Source organism: Achromobacter sp. 2789STDY5608621 (assembly GCF_001299375.1).
Taxonomy (GTDB): domain Bacteria; phylum Pseudomonadota; class Gammaproteobacteria; order Burkholderiales; family Burkholderiaceae_B; genus Achromobacter; species Achromobacter insuavis.
On record NZ_CYTU01000020.1, the window covers coordinates 85,566 to 102,613 of the forward strand.

The 17,048-nt window shown below is 69.8% G+C and carries 14 protein-coding genes and 1 pseudogene; 10 read left to right on the top strand and 5 right to left on the bottom strand.

All coding sequences use genetic code 11. The annotated features are described in order from the left end of the window. Nucleotides 1-330: methyltransferase family protein (locus AOZ53_RS19135; protein ID WP_304439149.1), on the bottom strand; the 330-nt coding region annotated here is incomplete at its 3' end. Between the two features lie 22 nt (nt 331-352). After that, nucleotides 353-2,344 carry a TonB-dependent receptor gene (locus tag AOZ53_RS19140; RefSeq protein WP_054488916.1) on the bottom strand — a complete coding sequence of 664 codons (1,992 nt, stop codon included), beginning with the start codon at nt 2,342-2,344 and terminating at the stop codon, nt 353-355. A 211-nt stretch (nt 2,345-2,555) separates the two neighbouring features. Between AOZ53_RS19140 and AOZ53_RS19145 the strand changes: the two genes are divergently transcribed. Then, nucleotides 2,556-3,476, top strand: coding sequence for a helix-turn-helix domain-containing protein (locus AOZ53_RS19145; protein ID WP_054488918.1), 921 nt, complete (start codon nt 2,556-2,558; stop codon nt 3,474-3,476). A gap of 5 nt (nt 3,477-3,481) precedes the next feature. Here AOZ53_RS19145 and AOZ53_RS19150 read toward each other — a convergent pair whose 3' ends face one another. The 3 genes from AOZ53_RS19150 to AOZ53_RS19160 all read right to left on the bottom strand — a co-directional run bounded on the left by AOZ53_RS19150 (nt 3,482) and on the right by AOZ53_RS19160 (nt 6,669). Continuing rightward, entirely contained in the window at nt 3,482-4,657 is a 1,176-nt protein-coding gene (locus tag AOZ53_RS19150) for a low temperature requirement protein A (RefSeq protein ID WP_054431197.1), read from the bottom strand. Nucleotides 4,658-4,756: 99 nt separating this feature from the next. Further along, entirely contained in the window at nt 4,757-6,202 is a 1,446-nt protein-coding gene (locus tag AOZ53_RS19155) for an MFS transporter (protein ID WP_054431199.1), read from the bottom strand. Between the two features lie 38 nt (nt 6,203-6,240). Further along, complete coding sequence (locus tag AOZ53_RS19160; protein WP_054431201.1) at nt 6,241-6,669, bottom strand: VOC family protein; 429 nt, start codon at nt 6,667-6,669, stop codon at nt 6,241-6,243. A gap of 264 nt (nt 6,670-6,933) precedes the next feature. On the opposite strand from AOZ53_RS19160, the gene AOZ53_RS19165 reads away from it, so the two are divergent. From AOZ53_RS19165 to AOZ53_RS34750, 9 genes and pseudogenes are all read left to right on the top strand, one after another. Next, a complete protein-coding gene (locus AOZ53_RS19165; RefSeq protein ID WP_054431203.1) occupies nt 6,934-7,824 on the top strand; it encodes a nitrilase family protein in 891 nt (296 codons plus the stop codon). A 39-nt stretch (nt 7,825-7,863) separates the two neighbouring features. After that, nucleotides 7,864-9,030 (top strand): substrate-binding protein, encoded by a 1,167-nt coding sequence (locus AOZ53_RS19170; RefSeq protein WP_054431205.1) that lies wholly within the window; start codon nt 7,864-7,866, stop codon nt 9,028-9,030. 55 nt (nt 9,031-9,085) lie between these two features. Next, on the top strand, nt 9,086-9,919 hold the full coding sequence (locus AOZ53_RS19175; RefSeq protein WP_054416553.1) for a branched-chain amino acid ABC transporter permease: 834 nt from the start codon (nt 9,086-9,088) through the stop codon (nt 9,917-9,919). After that, the gene (locus AOZ53_RS19180) at nt 9,912-11,807 is read left to right on the top strand and encodes a branched-chain amino acid ABC transporter ATP-binding protein/permease (protein ID WP_054488920.1); all 1,896 of its coding nucleotides are present in this window, start codon (nt 9,912-9,914) and stop codon (nt 11,805-11,807) included. Before AOZ53_RS19175 ends, AOZ53_RS19180 begins: the two co-directional genes overlap by 8 nt. Next, nucleotides 11,804-12,517, top strand: a complete 714-nt coding sequence (locus AOZ53_RS19185; RefSeq protein WP_054476842.1) for an ABC transporter ATP-binding protein — start codon at nt 11,804-11,806, stop codon at nt 12,515-12,517. Before AOZ53_RS19180 ends, AOZ53_RS19185 begins: the two co-directional genes overlap by 4 nt. Nucleotides 12,518-12,555: 38 nt before the next feature. Continuing rightward, the gene (locus AOZ53_RS19190) at nt 12,556-13,716 is read left to right on the top strand and encodes a transporter substrate-binding domain-containing protein (RefSeq protein WP_054431212.1); all 1,161 of its coding nucleotides are present in this window, start codon (nt 12,556-12,558) and stop codon (nt 13,714-13,716) included. A 2-nt stretch (nt 13,717-13,718) separates the two neighbouring features. Continuing rightward, a complete protein-coding gene (locus AOZ53_RS19195; protein WP_082380490.1) occupies nt 13,719-14,372 on the top strand; it encodes an ANTAR domain-containing response regulator in 654 nt (217 codons plus the stop codon). Further along, nucleotides 14,369-15,862: a M81 family metallopeptidase gene (locus AOZ53_RS19200; protein ID WP_054488922.1), complete on the top strand. Its 1,494-nt coding sequence runs from the start codon at nt 14,369-14,371 to the stop codon at nt 15,860-15,862. The genes AOZ53_RS19195 and AOZ53_RS19200 overlap by 4 nt, the downstream gene beginning before the upstream one ends. 509 nt (nt 15,863-16,371) lie before the next feature. After that, a pseudogene (locus AOZ53_RS34750) lies at nt 16,372-17,048 on the top strand (hypothetical protein); the annotation flags it as partial.

Below are 17,048 nucleotides of genomic sequence, written 5' to 3' on the forward strand. Positions count from 1 at the left end.
CTGCGCCAGCGAGCGGCGCCGGTAGCGCCAGGCGTCGCCGCAGTAGTGGGGCCGTCCCGCCACGAAGTGGTCGCGCGCGGTGGCCGCACAGCGGTAGAGCGGCGGCGCGCCGGCGATGCGGTGCAGCAGGCGCAGGCTCCACAGCATGTCCAGCAGGTGCTCGGCGGCGGCGGGGCGCAGCGCCAGCGCCTGCGCGATTTGCGCGGCGCTGGCCGGCGCCAGCAGGTGCGCGAACAGGCCCAGTTCCAGGGCGGCGTCGAGCGCGGCGGTTTCGACCGGCGCGGCGGCCAGGTCCCAATAGCGTTGCAGGGGCAGGGGGGAAGTCGGCATGGCGGGTTCCTTGGGATGCGGTTCAAAGGCGCCAGGTCAGGCGCAGGCCCACTTCGCGCGGCGGGCTGTAGACGGTGACGATGCCGTTCTGGTAGCCCACCGCGTCGTAGCGGCGGTTGGCGAGGTTGTTGACGTAGGCGGCGATCTCGACCTGCCGCACGGTGACGCCGGCCGCCAGGTTGACCAGCGCGTAGCCGTTGCGGCGGTAGCGGTTGGCGGCGTCCAGATAGACCGGGCCGGTGCCGCTGAGTGAGGCCTGCGCGTACCAGCCGGCGGGGGCGTCGTAGCGCGCGGTCAGGTGGCCGTTCAGGCGCGGCGCGAACGGGTTCTGGTTGCCGCTGTAGTCGTTGGCGCCATCGCGGAAGTGGCTGAAGCGGGTGCGGTTCAAGCCCAATCCGGTCTGCAACGACCAGCCCTGGCCCAGCAGGTATTCGAGCTCGAATTCCGCCCCGATCGAACGCGCCGACGCGGCGTTGGTGACGTACACCAGGCCCGGCAGCGGCATCTGTTGCACCTGCATGTTGTCGACCGTCATCACGTAAAACGCGGCGGCGTAGCGCAGGCGGTTGCCGGGCAGCCAGCCCTTGGCGCCGATCTCGTACGCGCGCAGCGTTTCCGGCTGGTAGGCGGCGTAGTCGGCGGCCGGCGAAAACACGTTGTAGCCGCCCGCGCGAAAGCCATCCGCGACCGAGGCGTAGACCTGCTGGCGCGGCGCGAAGGCGTATTGCAGCGCCAGCTTGGGCGTGACGCGGGTCCAGTCGGCGCGGCGCGCGCTGTCGCCTTGCGGCGTGAAGCGCACGGCGTCGCGCTCGACGCGGGCGCCGGCCTCCAGGGTCCAGCGCTCGGCCAGCGGCACGGTCCAGTGGGTGAAGGCGGCGCCGGACTGGCCGCGCAGCCGCACCACGCTTTCGGTCTGGCCGCGCGGCATCTTCTGGGTGTTGCGCAGGTCATGGTCGTCGCCGTCGGCGTACAGCCCCGCCAGCCAGTGGGCGCGGCCCAGCGCGCCCTCCAGCCGCAGCTCCTGCGACAGATTGCGGAAATGGTGGTCGCGGGCGATGTGCAGCAGGTCGGCGGGCTGGAAATCGGTGTCCTGCTGCACGCGGTCGCGCAGGTCGTTCCAGGCCGTCACCGACGTCAGGCGCAGGCCGCCGTCCAGATCGTGGCGCAGCGACAGCGACGCGCTGCGGCCGATGGACCGGTTCCAGCTCGGCGTGCCGGACGCCACGGTGGCGCGCGAGGCCATGGGCGATCCCCACAGCGCGGCGCCGTCGCGGTAGTTGATCTGCGCATAGCGCAAGGTGGCGTCGGTGCGCGCCGACGGCGTCCAGCGCAGCGCCAGCTTGCCGTTGCGCAGTTCGCGGTCGTCCTCGCGCCGGCCGGTGTAGGTGTTGTCGATGAAGCCGTCCTGGCCGCGCCAGGCGCCGGCCACGCTGGCGTAGAGCGTGTCGTCGATGATCGGCCCGCTCAGGTCGAAGCGCAGCATGCGCAGGTCGCGGCTGCCCACGGTGGTGGAGACGCTGCCGCGCAGGCTGTCGCCCGGCTGGCGGGTATGGACGTTGATGACGCCGGCTTCCGCGTTGCGGCCATAGAGCGCCGATTGCGGGCCGCGCAGCACTTCGACGCGGTCGATGTCCAGCAACTGGTCGTCGAAGCCCTGCGCCATCAGCGTGGGCACGCCGTCCACCACCAGCAGGGTCGAGGTCGAGAACGAAAAGAAGTTGGCCGACAGGCCGCGCATCACGGCCGCATTGACGCCGGCCTGGCCGAACGGCTGGAACGTCAGGCCGGGCGTGATGCGCTGCAGGCCCGCCAGGTCGACGACGCCCTGGCTTTCGAGCATGTCGCCGTCGAACACCGACAGGCTGCCGGGCAGCGATTCGAGGGCGCGTTCCTGCTTGTCGGCGGTGACGGTGATGGCGGGCAGTTGCGCGGCGGTCTGCGCCAGTGCGGCGGGCGTGGCGCAAAGCCACAGCGCAACCCAGGCGGCGCGAGGGTGGGGAAGAGGGCGATTCATCGGGATTCCTGTGCAAGCAGTCACGGCGGCCGAACGCGCGGCGCCGTCCCGAAGATGGTATTTTCTTATGCGAACGAATATCATTAGCATTCATATGCGAACCGGATGGATTCGTATGCATTCCGGCGCATCCGCGCCCGGGCCGATTCCTGGCCCCCGTCCCGACGCCATCCCGGCCCCGTCCCGCCACCCGTCATCCGCCGTCGAAACCATGTCCCTGCGCATCTCCGCCACGCTCGCCCAACCCGGTCCGGCCGCCCGTCCCGGCTGGTCGCGGCTGGCGCTGCCGGCGGATCTGGGCGAGTGCGTGGCCGACCGCCTGGACCTGGGCGAGGGCCTGGCCCTAGTGCATTCGCAATACACCCCCGTGCGCGACCTGATCGAGGAGAACGCCGCCGCGCATGGTGGGCGCACGCTGGTCATCACGCTGGCCCTGGGCGGGGTCTCGGCCTATCGCGGCGCCGATGGCGCCGAGCTGGATTTCCGCGGTGGCCAGACCACGGTGACAGCGTTTCGCCGTCACCTGGGCGAGCGCCGCTACCTGGGCGGCAGCACCGTCTCGCAACTGCGCCTGCTGGTGGGCGAGGCGGCGCTGCGCCGCTATGCCGGCGAGGCCCAGGCCGAGGCGTTGTTCGGCGCCGGCGGCCTGCGGCGGCTGGCGCAGGGCCGCACCAGCGCCGACCTTGCCGCCGTCGCGGCCGAGCTGGCGCGGGCCAGCGACCCGCTGGACACCCACATCAAGGCGTTGACGCTGCTGTCGCGCCAGTTGCGCGCGCTGGCGCCGACGCCAGCGGCGGGCCGGTTCAGCCAGGCCGACATCGCCCGGCTGGAGCGGGCCCATGCGCTGATGCGCGAACAGATGGATCGCGAACTGACGGTGCAGTACCTGTGCCTGGCGACCGGGTTGAACGAATTCAAGCTCAAGCAGGGCTTTCGCGCGCTATACGGCGACAGCCCCATGCGGCTGCTGACCGGCATGCGCATGCGGCGCGCGTGGGAATTGCTGGAGACCGGATGCCAGGTGGCGCAGGCGGCCTATCAGGTGGGGTATCGCCATCCCGCCAACTTCAGCGCCGCCTTCACCCGTTTCCATGGCCGCGCGCCCAAGTCGGTGTTCGGCAAGCGGGGGTGACGCCCTTAGTGCGCCGCCCGCATCCGCCGCCGCGACACGCTTTCCCACCCGGCCACCAGCATCATGATCAGCGTCGTCAGGCCCCCGACCATCAGGTTGTCGGTGACGAACGCGATCGGCGCCAGCGCCGCCAGCAGCGCCAGCCCGATCACGTGCGACAGCGGGAAGCGGCCATACACCACCGTCTTGTAGATGCCGTTGCCCAGCAGGTACAGCGCCGGGCCGCCGAGCAGCGCGGCCGCCGCCGCCGTGACGATGCGGCCGTCCGGATGCAGGATGACCAGTTCGTTGGCCACCGCCGAGACGATCACGCCGGCGATCAGGATCACGTGCACGTAGTGGAAGTAGGCCCCGACCCGGCCCGGATCGGCGTGGTGCGCGATGGCCTCGCTGCCGTCCTTGCTGCTGGTGTCGAAGTACACCCACCACATCGCCGCCGTGCCCAGGAACGCGGCCAGCAGCGCGATCAGCGTGGGCGCGTCCCAGTGCGGGTGCTCGCCCAGCGTGGCGCCGGTGATCAGCAGCGTCTCGCCCAGCGCCACGATCACGAACAGCTGGCAGCGTTCGGCCAGGTGGCCGCCCTCGATGGTCCACTCGCGGGTGCTGGAGCGGCCCATGCCGGGCAGCCAGAAGCCGGCCATGGGCGACAGGTATTCGCAGGCCACCGCCACGATCCACAACGCCAGCCGCGTATCGCCCGAGGACAGGCCGCCGGCGATCCAGAACACCGCCGAGATGCACAGCCAGCCCAGCATGCGGCGGAAGTTCGGCGCCAGCGGATGCGACGGCCCCAGGTGCAGCACCACGAACAGAGTGCGGCCCACCTGGATCAGCACGTAGCAGATAGCGAAGACCAGCCCGCTCTCGCCGAAGGCGCCCGGCAGCACCGCCGCCGCCACCAGCCCGGCCAGCATCACCGCGAACAGCATCAGCCGCATCGGCACCGCGTCGGGATCGAACCAGTTGGTGACCCAGCAGGTGTATTGCCAGCCCAGCCACACCGCGAACCACAGCACCAGCGTGTGCAGCGCGCCCATCAGGGTCAGGTCGTGCAGCAGGCTGTGCGACAGCTGCGTCACGGCAAAGACATAGACCAGGTCGAAGAACAGCTCGACAAAGGTGACGCGGGCCTCGTGGCCGTCGCGATGGCGCAGCAGATGGGCGCTGGCGAGAAATGTCATGGCGGCGCTTCCTGTCCGGTGGAGGGGCGTCGCCAGATTACTCCCGGCCGCGCGGGCCGATCGTAAATAATTCAAAAGACGTGGCGCGCCCGCGACGCCTCAGTGGCCGGCCGGCGTGTCGCCGTGTCCGCCCAGCTCGCGGTTGCGCGAGCGCACCAGCGCGGCGGCCAGCGCCGCCGCCACGGCCGCGATCACCGCGCCGGCCAGGAAGGTCACGCGGTAGCCGCCCGCCAGCGCCGCCACCGGGGCCGCGCCGGCGCCGGCCAGCGCCGCCGTGCGCGCCGCGGCCAGGCTGGCCAGCACCGCCAACCCCAGCGCGCCGCCCATCATGAAGGCGGTGTTGACCACGCCGGACGCCAGGCCCGACTGGCTCGGCTCGACGTCGCTCATGGCGGCCAGCAGCATCGGGTTGAAGGCGATGCCCGCGCCCAGGCCCAGCAGCAGCATGCCCGGCAGCACGTCGGCCGTGAAACCGCCGTCGACCGGCGCGCGCGCGAACAGCGCCAGCCCCAGCGCCGCCATCAGCAGCCCGGTGGCCAGCGGCCCGCGGATGCCAAAGCGCATCACCAGCTTGGCCGACAGCCCCAGCGAGAACGCCGCCATGATCAGGTTGGCCGGCAGGAACGCCAGCCCCACCTGCATGGCGTCATAGCCCAGCACCAGCTGCATGTACAGCGCCGACACGAAGAACCACGCGAACATGGCCGCGGCCCACAGCACCCCGACCACGTTGGCGGTCGCCACGTTGCGCAGGCGGAACAGCGCCAGCGGCATCAGCGGCTCGGCCACGCGCGCCTCGATCGCCAGGAACAGCGCCATCAGCAGCGCGGCCGCGCCCAGCAGGCCGAGCGACTGCGCCGAGGTCCAGCCGGCCTCGTTGCCGTTGACCACGGCGTACACCGCCAGCATCAGCGACGCGGTGACCGCCAGCGCGCCGGCCACGTCGAGCCGGCCGCCGCCGGCCGCGCCGCGCGCCGCCGGCAACAGCCGCAGGCACAGCGCATACACCACCGCGCCGATCGGAATGTTGACCAGGAAGATCCAGTGCCACGACAGCGTGCTGGTCAGCAGCCCGCCCAGCAGCACGCCCAGGCTGCCGCCGCCCGCACAGACGAAGCCGTACACGCCCATGGCGCGGGCGCGTTCGCCGGCCTCGGTGAAGAGATTCATGATGAGCGACAGCGACACCGCCGACACCACCGCGCCGCCCAGCCCCTGCGCGGCGCGCGCGGCGATCAGCAGTCCCTGGCCCCGCGCCAGCCCACAGGCCAGCGAGGCCACGGTGAACAGGACCAGGCCCGCCAGGAACATGCGCCGGTGGCCGAGCAGGTCGCCCAGCCGTCCGCCCAGCAGCAGGAAGCCGCCGAAGGTCAGCATGTAGGCGTTCACCACCCACACCAGCGAGGTCTCGGTGAAATGCAGGTCTTCGCGGATCGAGGGCAGGGCGACGTTGACGATGGTGGTGTCCAGCACGATCATCAATACGCCCAGGCACAGCACCATCAGTGCCCACCAGCGTTGCTTGCCCTGTATGCCATGCGTCATGGATCTCTCGCTCCATCCGCTTGTGGCGGATGCGGTTGTCAGTGGTTGAGCCGCCCACCGCTGACCATCCACCGCGTGTCGTAGCGGTCGATCAGCGCGCCGTAGGCTTCGGCCCAGAAGGTTTTCTGGAGCGGCATGGTAACGCTGCCGCCCTCGGCCAGCATATCGAACACGCGTTGCGCGTCCGAGACCGTGGGGTAGGCCAGCGACAGCGCCATGCCCTGCTTGCCGGGGTAGGGATGGCCGGCGGTGGCGTCGCTGGCCATCAGCACCTGTTCGTCCAGCGCCAGGCGGGCGTACATGATGCGTTCGGCGTCTTCGCCGGACAGCGCCGGCATGGCGGCATCGGCGGGCGCATCCGCATAGCGGACCATGGCCTCGACGCGGCCGCCGAGCACGCGTTCGTAGAAACGCATGGCCTCGGCGCAGTTGCCGTCGAAACTGAGGTAGGCGGAAAGTTGGGGCATGGCGGGTTCCTCCTTTGTGGCCGATCCTGATTCTCGCATCCATGGCGCCGTCCGGGAAACCTCTTATTGCCGCCGGTCCGAGCCCATCCCTATCATTCGCCACAGGATCAGGACTGATCCGCACGCACCGGCACGGCTTGGTGCGGCAGTGCCCCGCAGCAATGATTGCTGCCCGAACCTTCGTCTGGCTATAGAAGCCCCCGACTCACACGCAACGCGTGGTCGGGGGCTTTTTTGTTTTCCAAAACGTTGCAGGGAGATCGCATGCAAGTTTCACCGCCGCCGGACGCCACCTCGTCCGCGATCCACGTGGCCAGTGTGCAGACGGCCCCCGTCATGGGCGAGGTCGCCGCCAACGTGGCCCGTTCCATCGAGCTGGTCGAGCAGGCCGCCGCGCAGGGCGCGCGGCTGGTGGTGCTGCCCGAGCTGGCCAACACCGGCTACGTGTTCGCCAGCCGCCAGGAGGCCCACGCCCTGGCCGAAACCGTGCCCGACGGCCCCAGTTCGCAGGCCTGGATCGCGCTGGCGCAACGCCTGGGCATCTACCTGGTGGCCGGCATCGCCGAGCGCAGCGGCGGTCGGCTGTACAACGCCGCCGTCATCGCCGGCCCCGACGGCTACCTGGGCACCTACCGCAAGCTGCACCTGTGGGGCGACGAGAACCTGTTCTTCGAGCCGGGCGACCTGGGCCTGCCGGTGTTCCATACCGAATTCGGCCGGCTGGGCGTGGCGATCTGCTACGACGGCTGGTTCCCCGAGGTCTACCGCCTGCTGGCGCTGCGCGGCGCCGACATCGTCGCGGTGCCGACCAACTGGGTGCCGATGCCGGGGCAGACGCCCGACGGCCCGGCCATGGCGCATGCGCTGGCGGCGGCCGGCGCCCACAGCAACGGCCTGACGCTGGTGTGCGCCGACCGGGTCGGCGTCGAGCGCGGCCAGCCCTTCGTCGGCCGCAGCCTGATCGTCGGCTCGCAGGGCTGGACCGTGGCCGGCCCCGCCAGCCACGACCGCGAAGAGGTGCTGGTGGCGCCGGTGGATCTGGCCGCCTCGCGCCGCGCGCGGCAACTGAACGACTTCAACCACGTGCTGCGCGATCGGCGCCGCGACCTTTACGACGAACTGCTGGGCGCCGCCGAGGCGCCGCGGCAGCGTTGAATACAACGGCGGACAGCCGGCCCCCAAGGAGAAATCCCCATGAAAAACCCCACTTGCAGCTTCCTCATCCGACTTTCCTTCATCGCCGCGCTGACCGGCGCGGCGGGCGCGCAAGCGGCCGAACCCTTGCGCATCGGCGTGCCGGTCGGCCTGTCGGGCGCCAACAGCGTGGTCGCGCCCGGCGTGGTGCAGGCCTCGCAGCTGGCCGCCGATGAAATCAACGCCGCCGGCGGCATCCTCGGCCGCCAGGTGGTGCTGGAGATCGCCGACGACGCCTCGGGCGCGGTCGGCGCGCAGAAGGCCTACGACACGCTGGTGTTCCAGAAGAAGGTGGACGCCATCATCGCCATGGAAACCAGCGCGGCGCGCAACGCGGCGCTGCCCATCGTCTCGCGCGGCAAGGTGCCGTACATCTACACCTCGTTCTACGAAGGCCGCTCGTGCAACCGCTGGATGCACGTCAACGGCTGGGTGCCCGAGCAGCAGGTGGCGCCGGTGGTGGACCACTTCATGAAGGAACGCGGCGCCAAGACCTTCTTCCTGGTCGGCAGCGACTACGCCTTCGGCCGCGGCATGCTCAAGTTCACCCGCGAATACATCGAGAAGCAGGGCGGGCGCGTGGTGGGCGAGGAATACCTGCCCATCGACGGCTCCGACTGGACGCCGGTGGTCTCGAAAATCCGCTCGGCCAACCCGGACGCGCTGATCAGCTCCACCGCCGGCGGCGGCCCCAACGTCAGCCTGGCCAAGCAGGTCAAGGCGGCCGGCCTGACCATGCCCTACGGCAACCTGGCGATCGACGAAGCCACCGCCAAGACCATGGGCGACACGGCGGTCGGCATGTACCTGTCGGCCTCGTACCTGACCAGCATCGATACGCCGCAGAACCGCAAGTTCCTCGACGGCCTGAAAGCCAAGTTCGGCGCCGACGCCAAGACCGCCAACGAGTTCTCGGGCCCGCAGTATGAAGCCTTCTTCCTGTACAAGGCGGCGGTCGAGAAGGCCGGCGGCACCGATTCGCAGAAGGTGGTGCAGGCCCTGAGCGAAGTGTCGTTCGACGGCCCGCGCGGCCCGGTCAAGATGGACCGCCAGCGCCACGCCGCCCTGACCATGCGGCTGGGCCAGGTGCAGCCGGACGGCTCCATCAAGATCCTGCAGACCTTCAACCAGGTCGATCCGGGCGCGCAGTGCCCCGACCTGAAGTAACGCGCTAAGCCACACCCTGCGCGCCGCCGGTTCGCCGGCGGCGCAGGAGAACACAATGGGTTTGATGCTGGACATCCTGAGCACGGCCGCCATGCTGTTCATCGTGACGGCCGGGCTGATGATCATTTTCGGCGTGATGAAGATCGTCAATTTCGCCCACGGCGCCATCATCACGCTGGGCAGCTACGCCGCCCTGGTGGTGACGCGGCTGGGGCTGGACCCGTGGCTGGCGCTGCCGTGCGCGCTGGCGGCGGGCGTGCTGGTGGGCATGCTGGTCGAGCGCCTGATCGTGCAGCCGCTGTACAAGCGGCCGCTGGACGCCATCCTGGCCACCTGGGGCCTGGGCATCGTGATCGGCCAGCTCATCACCATGGCCTTCGGCCGCGAGGTGCAGTTCGCCGACGCGCCGATCCAGGGCGCGGTGCCGTTCCTGGGCACCGAATACTCGGCCTACCGGCTGTTCCTGGTGCCGGGCGCGCTGCTGCTGTACGTGGCGCTGACGCTGCTGCTGAACGGCACGCGCTTCGGTGTGCGCACCCGCGCCGTCATCATGAACGAGGACCTGGCGCGCGGCCTGGGCATCAACGCCGAACGAATCCGCTTCACCACCTTCGCGCTCGGCGCGGGGCTGGGGGCGCTGGCCGGCGCGCTCATCACGCCGCTGTCCAGCGTCGATCCGAACATGGGGCTGCCGTGGCTGGTCAGCGCCTTCATGCTGGTGATGGTGTCGGGCAACTCGATCACCGCGCTGCTCCTGACCTGCCTGGTCTATGGCGCCTGCCAGGTGCTGGTGGGCGTGTTCATCAGCCCGATCCTGGGCGGCGTCACCATCGCGGTGCTGGCGGCCCTGACCCTGCGCCTGCGTCCCAAAGGATTCGCCCATGACTGATTCCTCCCTCGCGCAACCGGCGCTGGCGAGCCGCGCCGACCCGCGCCGCGCCGCCCGCGGCCGCGACCTGCTGTGGCTGGCGGTCGCCTGCCTGGCGCTGACCGTGGCCGGCCCCTGGCTGTTCGACACCTATCTGCTGAACGTGCTGATCAAGGCGCTGTTCTTCGCCGTGGCGGCGGTCACGGTGGACATCCTGTGGGGCTACACCGGCTACCTGACCTTCGGCCAATCGGCCTTCTTCGGCGTCGGCGCCTATGCCGCCGGGCTGGCCTTCACGCACTACGGCTTCTCGCCGGGCATCGCGCTCGCGGCCGCGCTGGTGGCGGTGGGGGCGGCCATGCTGCTGGCGCTGGCCACCGGCTGGCTGTCGTTCTACCGCGGCGCCTCGCCGTTTTTCGCCACCGTGATCTCGCTGGTGCTGCCCATCGTGCTGACCCAGGTCGTGCTGTCGGGCGGCACCTACACCGGCTCCTCGTCCGGCCTGACCGGCTACGACACCTTCGACCTGTCGCTGGAAGCCTGGTACGTCATCGCCGCCGGCGGCCTGTCGATCGTGGCGCTGCTGGCCTGGGTCGCGGTGCGCAGCGACGGCGGCCGCATCCTGGCCGCGCTGCGCGACAACGAGGGCCGCTGCAGCTACCTGGGCCTGAACACCGCGCACTGGCGCATCGCGCTGCTGGTGGTGTGCGGTGCGGTCGCCAGCCTGGCGGGCTTCGGCTACGGCGCCTTCAGCGGCGTGGTCGCGCCGGAACTGACCGGCTTCGTGTTCGGCACCGAACTCATCATCTGGGTGGCGCTGGGCGGACGCGGCACGGTGTGGGGCCCGGTGCTGGGCGCCGTGCTGATCAACGTGGCCGGCTCGTACCTCAGTGGCAACATGCCGTTCGTCTACCAGCTGGTGCTGGGCGTGACCTTCATCCTGGTGATCCTGCTCCTGCCGCGCGGGCTGCTGCCGCTGCTGCTGGCGCCGTGGCGCCGCCGGCGGCCGGCCCCGGTGCCGGAATTGGTGGCGCGCGCGCCGGCCAACGCGGCGGCGTCGGGGCAGGCCGCCACCGGAAGCGGCCTGGTCCTGGCCGGCGTGGCCAAGCGCTTCGGCAGCCTCAAGGTGCTGGAAGGCATCGACCTGCGGGCGCGCGGCGGCGAGCTGCTGGGCCTGATCGGCCCCAACGGCGCCGGCAAGACCACGCTGATGCGCTGCATCGCCGACGGCGCCGAGCGCAGCGACGGCGCCGTCGAACTCTGCGGCCACGCGGTCAAGCGCGACGGGCCGGAGCAGTGCGTGCGTTACGGCCTGGGCCGCAAGTTCCAGAACGCCAACATCTTCGACACCCTCACCGTCGCCGAAAGCCTGCGCATCGCCACCACGCTGCGCGAACGCCCGTCATGGCGCCGCCGCGCGCCCGACCTGGCGCTGCCGGCCTACGCGCTGGAGGTGCTGCGCATGACCGGCCTGGACCAGCAGCTGGACCGCGTGGCGCGCGACCTTTCGCACGGCCAGCAGCAGGCGCTGGAACTGGCCATGGTACTGGCGCTGGAGCCGCGCGTGGTGCTGCTGGACGAACCCACCGCGGGCCTGAGCAAGGACGAACGCGCCCGCATCGGCCAGGTGCTGTCGGCGCTGGCCCATACCCACGGCCTGTGCTGCCTGCTGGTCGAGCACGACCTGGACTTCGTCGCCGAGGTGGCCACCCGCATCATCGTGCTGCACCAGGGCCGCATCGTCATGGACGGCAGCTTCCGCGAGGTGACCGAATCCGAACTGGTGCGCACTATCTACGCCGGCAGCGCGCCGGCCGGGCAGGGCGCCCAGGCCGGCACCCTCGGCGAAAACCCCGGCGGCAATCCGCCCGACCCGCAACCCACCCCGTCCCAAGGAGCCCCGGCATGAGCCACGCCGCCCCGGCCTTGCGCCTGGACCACGTCGCCAGCGGCTACAAAGGCGCCGTGGTGCTGAACGACATCTCGCTGTCCGTGGCCGGCGGCGCCTGCGTGGCGCTGCTGGGCAAGAACGGCATGGGCAAGAGTACGCTGCTCAAGACCGTGATGGGCTACCTGCCCAAGCTGCGCGGCAAGGTCAGCCTGGGCGGCGTCGACGCCACCCGGCTGCGGCCGCACGAGGTCGCCCGCCGCGGCGTCGCCTACGCCGCCCAGGACCAGCCGCTGTTTCCCGACCTGAACATCCGCGACAACCTGCGCCTGGGCCTGCCCAATGATCGCCTGTTCGACGAACGCTTCGGCGAGATCGCCGAGCTGTTCCCGGTGTTCTCCAGCCGCCTGCGGCAATACGCCGGCACGCTGTCCGGCGGCGAACAGAAGATGCTGCTGGTGGCGCGCGGCCTGATGCAGCGGCCGGCCTTGCTGTTGCTGGACGAAATCACCGAAGGCCTGCAACCCTCGGTGATCGAGCGGCTGGGACGCGCCCTGAACTGGGAACGCGAACGGCGCGGCACGTCCATGTTCATCGTCGAACAGAACGTGGCCTTCGCGCTGGACGTGGCCGACCGCTACCTGGTGCTCAAGCAGGGCGCCATCGTCGACCAGGGCGAGGCTGGCGCGCCCGGGGCCGCCGGCCATATCATGGACCACCTGAAAGTCTGAGCCCCGCATGAACCCCGTTCGAGCACAAGGATGCCCCTATGACCCCCCGCACTGACACGGACGCCGCCACGCCGGGATGGCGCATCGGCGTGCTGTATTCGCGCAGCGGCGTGACCGGCACCACCGAATCGCAGCACTTCTTCGGCACCGTGCTGGCGGTCGAGGAAATCAACGCGCTCGGCGGCGTGCTGGGCCGGCCGCTGGAACCGGTGGTCTACGACCCGCGCAGCGACGCCGAGGAATACCGCCGCCTGGCCGCGCGGCTGCTGCTGGACGACGAGGTCAACGTGATCTTCGGCGGCTGCACCTCGCATTGCCGCAAGGCCATGCTGCCGGTGGTCGAACGCAGCAACGCGCTGCTGTGGTACGCCTCGGTCTACGAAGGCTTCGAGTATTCGCCCAACGTCATCTACACCGGCGCCGCGCCCAACCAGGGCAGCATGCAGCTGGCCGCCTACCTGATCCAGCACTGCGGCAAGCGCATCTTCCTGGTGGGCGCGGACTACATCTACCCGCGCGAAACCAACCGCATCATGCGCGACACCGTCGAGGAGCACGGCGGCGAGATCCTCGACGAAACCTACCTGCCGCTGGGTTGCGACGAAGGCGAGATCATCGACGTGGTGCGCGACATCCGCCGCATCAAGCCGGATGTGGTGTTCTCCACCCTGATCGGCGACGACGCCCAGCGCTTCTACCGCCGCTACCACGCCGCCTGCGAGGCCGACCCGGGCGCGCCGCACATCCCCATCGCCAGCCTCACCATGGCCGAATCCGAGGTCGCCGAGATCGGCCCGGCCCTGTGCGCCGGCCACATCACCGCCGCCACCTACTTCAACACCGTCGACTCGCCCGCCAACGCCCATTTCCTGGACCTTTGGCGCGCCCGCTTCGGCGACCGGCCGGCCAGCGTCTACGCCGAGGCCTGCTACAGCCAGGTGCACCTGTTCGCGCGCGCCCTGCAGCGCGCCGGCAGCCTGGACACGCGCAAGCTGGTGCAGGCGGTGCACCAGGTGGGCTTCGACGCGCCCGGCGGCCGGCTGACCATCCTGGCCGAGAACAACCACAGCGTGCTGACCCCGCGCATCGGCCTGTGCCGCGCCGACGGCCGCTTCGACATCGTCTGGGCCAGCGGCGAACCGGTCAAGCCGGACCCCTACCTGACGGCCTTCGGTCTCGATGAGTTCTGGTTGGCATGAGCATGGACCATAGCCTCCGCCGCCTCTACGAAGACCTGCGCAGCGTGGCCGTCGCCGTGGCCTATCCGCCCGGCGAAGACCGCGACCTGCTGGTCGAGCAGCTCAAGCGCATCGGCTGCCGCATCCACCTGGTCTGGCCGTTCCCCGACAAACCGCCGGCCGGCGCCGACGTAGTGTTCTTCCAGGTCTCGCAATGCGGCCAGAACTCGTTCGCCTGGTCCGCCAGCGAGGTCGACGCCACCCTGATCGCGCTGTCCGAATACGAAACCCCCACCACCTTGAAGCAGCTGCTCAAGACCAACGCCCACGGCGTGCTGACGCGGCCGTTCCGCTCGGCCGGCATCCTCAGCACCCTGGTGCTGGCGCGCTCGGCCAAGCAGTTCCAGAACCGCCAGCAGAACAAGATCGACAAGCTGGAAAGCACCATCAAGGCGCGCCGCGTGATCGAAAAGGCGATCCGCGTGCTGATGGACCACCAGCGCCTGGACGAACGCGCCGCCTACGAACACATGCGGACCCGCGCCACCGGCCTGCGGGTCAGCGTGGCCGAGGTCGCCGCCATGATCGTCGAGGCCAGCGAAGCCATGGAAAAACTGGGCCTGGGCGGCGCGCGCCCCGACCCGCACAACAACAGCAACAACGGAGGCAAGGCATGAAAGTCATGATCGCCCGCATGAACCACGAGACCAACACCTTTTCGCCGGTGCCCACGCCGCTGTCCGCCTTCGGCAACGACGGTCCCACCTACGACCGCGCCGCCTACGAAGAGAACCACGGCAAGCGCACCGCCATGTCCGCCTTCATCGACCTGGCGCAAGCGCAGGGCGCCACGCTGGTCACGCCGGTGTCCGCCACCGCCTATCCCAGCGGCCGCGTCGACGGCCAGGCCTATCGTGAATTGTGCGACCGCATCGTCGCCGCCGCCGCCGGCTGCGACGCGCTGCTGCTGGACCTGCACGGCGCCATGGCCGTCGAGACCACCGACGACGGCGAAGGCGACCTGCTCGAACGCCTGCGCCAGCAAGCCCCCGGCGTGCCGATCGCCGTCGCCCTGGACCTGCACGGCAACGTCACCCAGAAAATGATCGACAATGCCGACGTCATCGTCAGCTTCAAGACCTACCCGCACATCGACATGTACGAAACCGGCGAGCACGCCGGCCGCCTCCTGTTCGACTGGCTCGCCGGTGGCCCGCGCCCGCGCCTGGCCTGGCGCCGCCTGCCGCTCATGAGCCACACCCTGCGCAGCAACACCGCCGAAGGCGCCATGCGCCGCGCCGTGCAGGCCGCGCGCGGCGCCGAGGCTGGCGGCATGCTGGGCGTGTCGGTGCTGGCCGGCTTCGCCCTGGCCGACATCCCCGACCCGTGCCTGAGCGTGGTGGTGGTCGCCGCTGGCGACGCCGAGGCCGCCGAGCGCGTCGCCGCGGGCCTGGCCGCCGCCATCTGGGAAGACCGCGACGGCTTCGTCTACGAGGCCGAACCCCTGGCCGCCTCGCTCGAACGCGCCGCCGCCCTGGCGCGCGGCGCCGACCGCCCGGTGCTGCTGCTGGACCACGGCGACAACTGCATGTCCGGCGGCACCTGCGACACCATGGACGTGTTGGTCGCCGCCGTCGACGCCGGCCTGACGGGCATCGTCGCCGGCCTGTATTGCGACCCCGAAGCCGTCGCCGCCATGATCGCGGCCGGGCAGGGCGCCCGAGTCGAACTGCCGGTCGGCAACAAACTGCCCATCCCCGCCATCGGCCGGCCCGCCGCGCCGGTGACGCTGACCGGCGTGGTGCGCGCCATCACCGACGGCAGCTACGTCATCACCGGCCCCACCTACACCGGCCAGACCGCCTGCATGGGCCGCAGCGCCGTGCTGGACATTGGCGCCGCGCAACTGGTCATCACCGAACGCACCCACGAACCCTGGGACCTGGGCGTCTTCGAAAGCCTGGGCATCGACCCGCGCGCCGCCCGCTTCATCCTGGTCAAGTCGCGCATGTACTGCCGCCCGGTGTTCGTGCCCATCTCGTGCGCCCTGATCGAATGCGACAGCCCCGGCGTCACCAGCTCGGACTTCTCGCTGTTCCCGTACCAGCGGCGCAACCGGCCGCGCTATCCGCTCGATCCGTTCAAGCCGGCGCAGATGTCGGCGTAGGGTGGGGCGGATGATGCCGTGAGGGCGGCGCGGGGATGTTCCAGGCGCGCCATGCGGCTGTTTACCCCCGCGCCTTGATCCGCGGCGGACTTTCCCGTTCAATAGCGGTCATCGCGGCGCGCTCATCGCCGCGATGACGTGTCCGATCAGACAGGGACACGCTCAAGATCGATCCGACGCGGAGTTAACGTTCGGATTCCTTCCTATGCAAAATCCCGACGCATAGAGACGCCGTGCCCAGGTCTGCCGGTGCATCGTCGCCGCGCCAGCGATAGCGAAACAACCGCGGTCGCATAAATCAGGCCATGGGTCACGCCGACTGCAACCGCCCGGCTCCCCCAGAATCCCAAGGCAGGCATCTGCCTGCGGCATCGGCACGCGCCCTCGGCGCCGACTTCACCCTGCAGCCTGGGCAATGGAACGCATCAATGAACAACACGACAATCACGGCGCAAACCCCTCGCCACGGCGGGAGCCTTCGGGCCCGCAAGGGCAGGCGAAGGGCAGGGATGCTGATCATCTTCTGCGCGGCTGTGTTGGGATTGCCGGGCTTGGCGCAGGCGCAGAATTTATCGAAAAGAGGATGCACTTCCTCCGGTGGCTTCAATATCCAGCTGATCCCTTCCGTGAATTTCACGCTTGGCAAACTACCGCCGCCAGGCACCGAAATCTATAGAACGGGCACCTATTCCATCAACTATGAATGCGTCCACTACGACCAACTCGGTAACGCCGTTACTTCGACCCCCCAGCTTTACGCGCTCGCCGACTACAGCAAGCTGAACGATTCCCTGCGCAAGGCGGGATTGCAGTTGGCAATCATCGTCAATGGCGACGAGAGCAATCCGTGGTATCCGAACCTGATCGCGGGCCTGCCAATATCGGAAACCCATGAGGCCGGCGCTGCCTACACAGGGACTTCGGGGCCACGCGTCCTTACCATTGTCGCGAAGCTGTCGGTGATAAACGATAACCCTCCGGCGGCACGTTACCCGGTGCCCTCGGCAACCGTATTCAAATTGGTCGCTGCTTATGGGGCGGGGACTTCGTCCGGTCCATTCATCACCACTTCCGCCACGCGTATGCAGTTCGTCCCGCAGTGCATCGGCGATGTCAGTGTGGACAATCTGGTGCAGTTCGACAGGGTCATGGCGGTGACGGGCTATATGGGCACCCTGCCACAACA

Excerpts from the sequence above, each read along its gene's own strand:
- AOZ53_RS19165 (WP_054431203.1), top strand. The coding sequence starts at position 6,934 with ATGCAAGTTTCACCGCCGCCGGACGCCACCTCGTCCGCGATCCACGTG.
- AOZ53_RS19180 (WP_054488920.1), top strand. The coding sequence starts at position 9,912 with ATGACTGATTCCTCCCTCGCGCAACCGGCGCTGGCGAGCCGCGCCGAC.
- AOZ53_RS19190 (WP_054431212.1), top strand. The coding sequence starts at position 12,556 with ATGACCCCCCGCACTGACACGGACGCCGCCACGCCGGGATGGCGCATC.
- AOZ53_RS19170 (WP_054431205.1), top strand. The coding sequence starts at position 7,864 with ATGAAAAACCCCACTTGCAGCTTCCTCATCCGACTTTCCTTCATCGCC.
- AOZ53_RS19160 (WP_054431201.1), bottom strand. The coding sequence starts at position 6,669 with ATGCCCCAACTTTCCGCCTACCTCAGTTTCGACGGCAACTGCGCCGAG.
- AOZ53_RS19195 (WP_082380490.1), top strand. The coding sequence starts at position 13,719 with ATGGACCATAGCCTCCGCCGCCTCTACGAAGACCTGCGCAGCGTGGCC.
- AOZ53_RS19155 (WP_054431199.1), bottom strand. The coding sequence starts at position 6,202 with ATGACGCATGGCATACAGGGCAAGCAACGCTGGTGGGCACTGATGGTG.
- AOZ53_RS19185 (WP_054476842.1), top strand. The coding sequence starts at position 11,804 with ATGAGCCACGCCGCCCCGGCCTTGCGCCTGGACCACGTCGCCAGCGGC.
- AOZ53_RS19140 (WP_054488916.1), bottom strand. The coding sequence starts at position 2,344 with ATGAATCGCCCTCTTCCCCACCCTCGCGCCGCCTGGGTTGCGCTGTGG.
- AOZ53_RS19175 (WP_054416553.1), top strand. The coding sequence starts at position 9,086 with ATGGGTTTGATGCTGGACATCCTGAGCACGGCCGCCATGCTGTTCATC.
- AOZ53_RS19150 (WP_054431197.1), bottom strand. The coding sequence starts at position 4,657 with ATGACATTTCTCGCCAGCGCCCATCTGCTGCGCCATCGCGACGGCCAC.
- AOZ53_RS19200 (WP_054488922.1), top strand. The coding sequence starts at position 14,369 with ATGAAAGTCATGATCGCCCGCATGAACCACGAGACCAACACCTTTTCG.
- AOZ53_RS19145 (WP_054488918.1), top strand. The coding sequence starts at position 2,556 with ATGTCCCTGCGCATCTCCGCCACGCTCGCCCAACCCGGTCCGGCCGCC.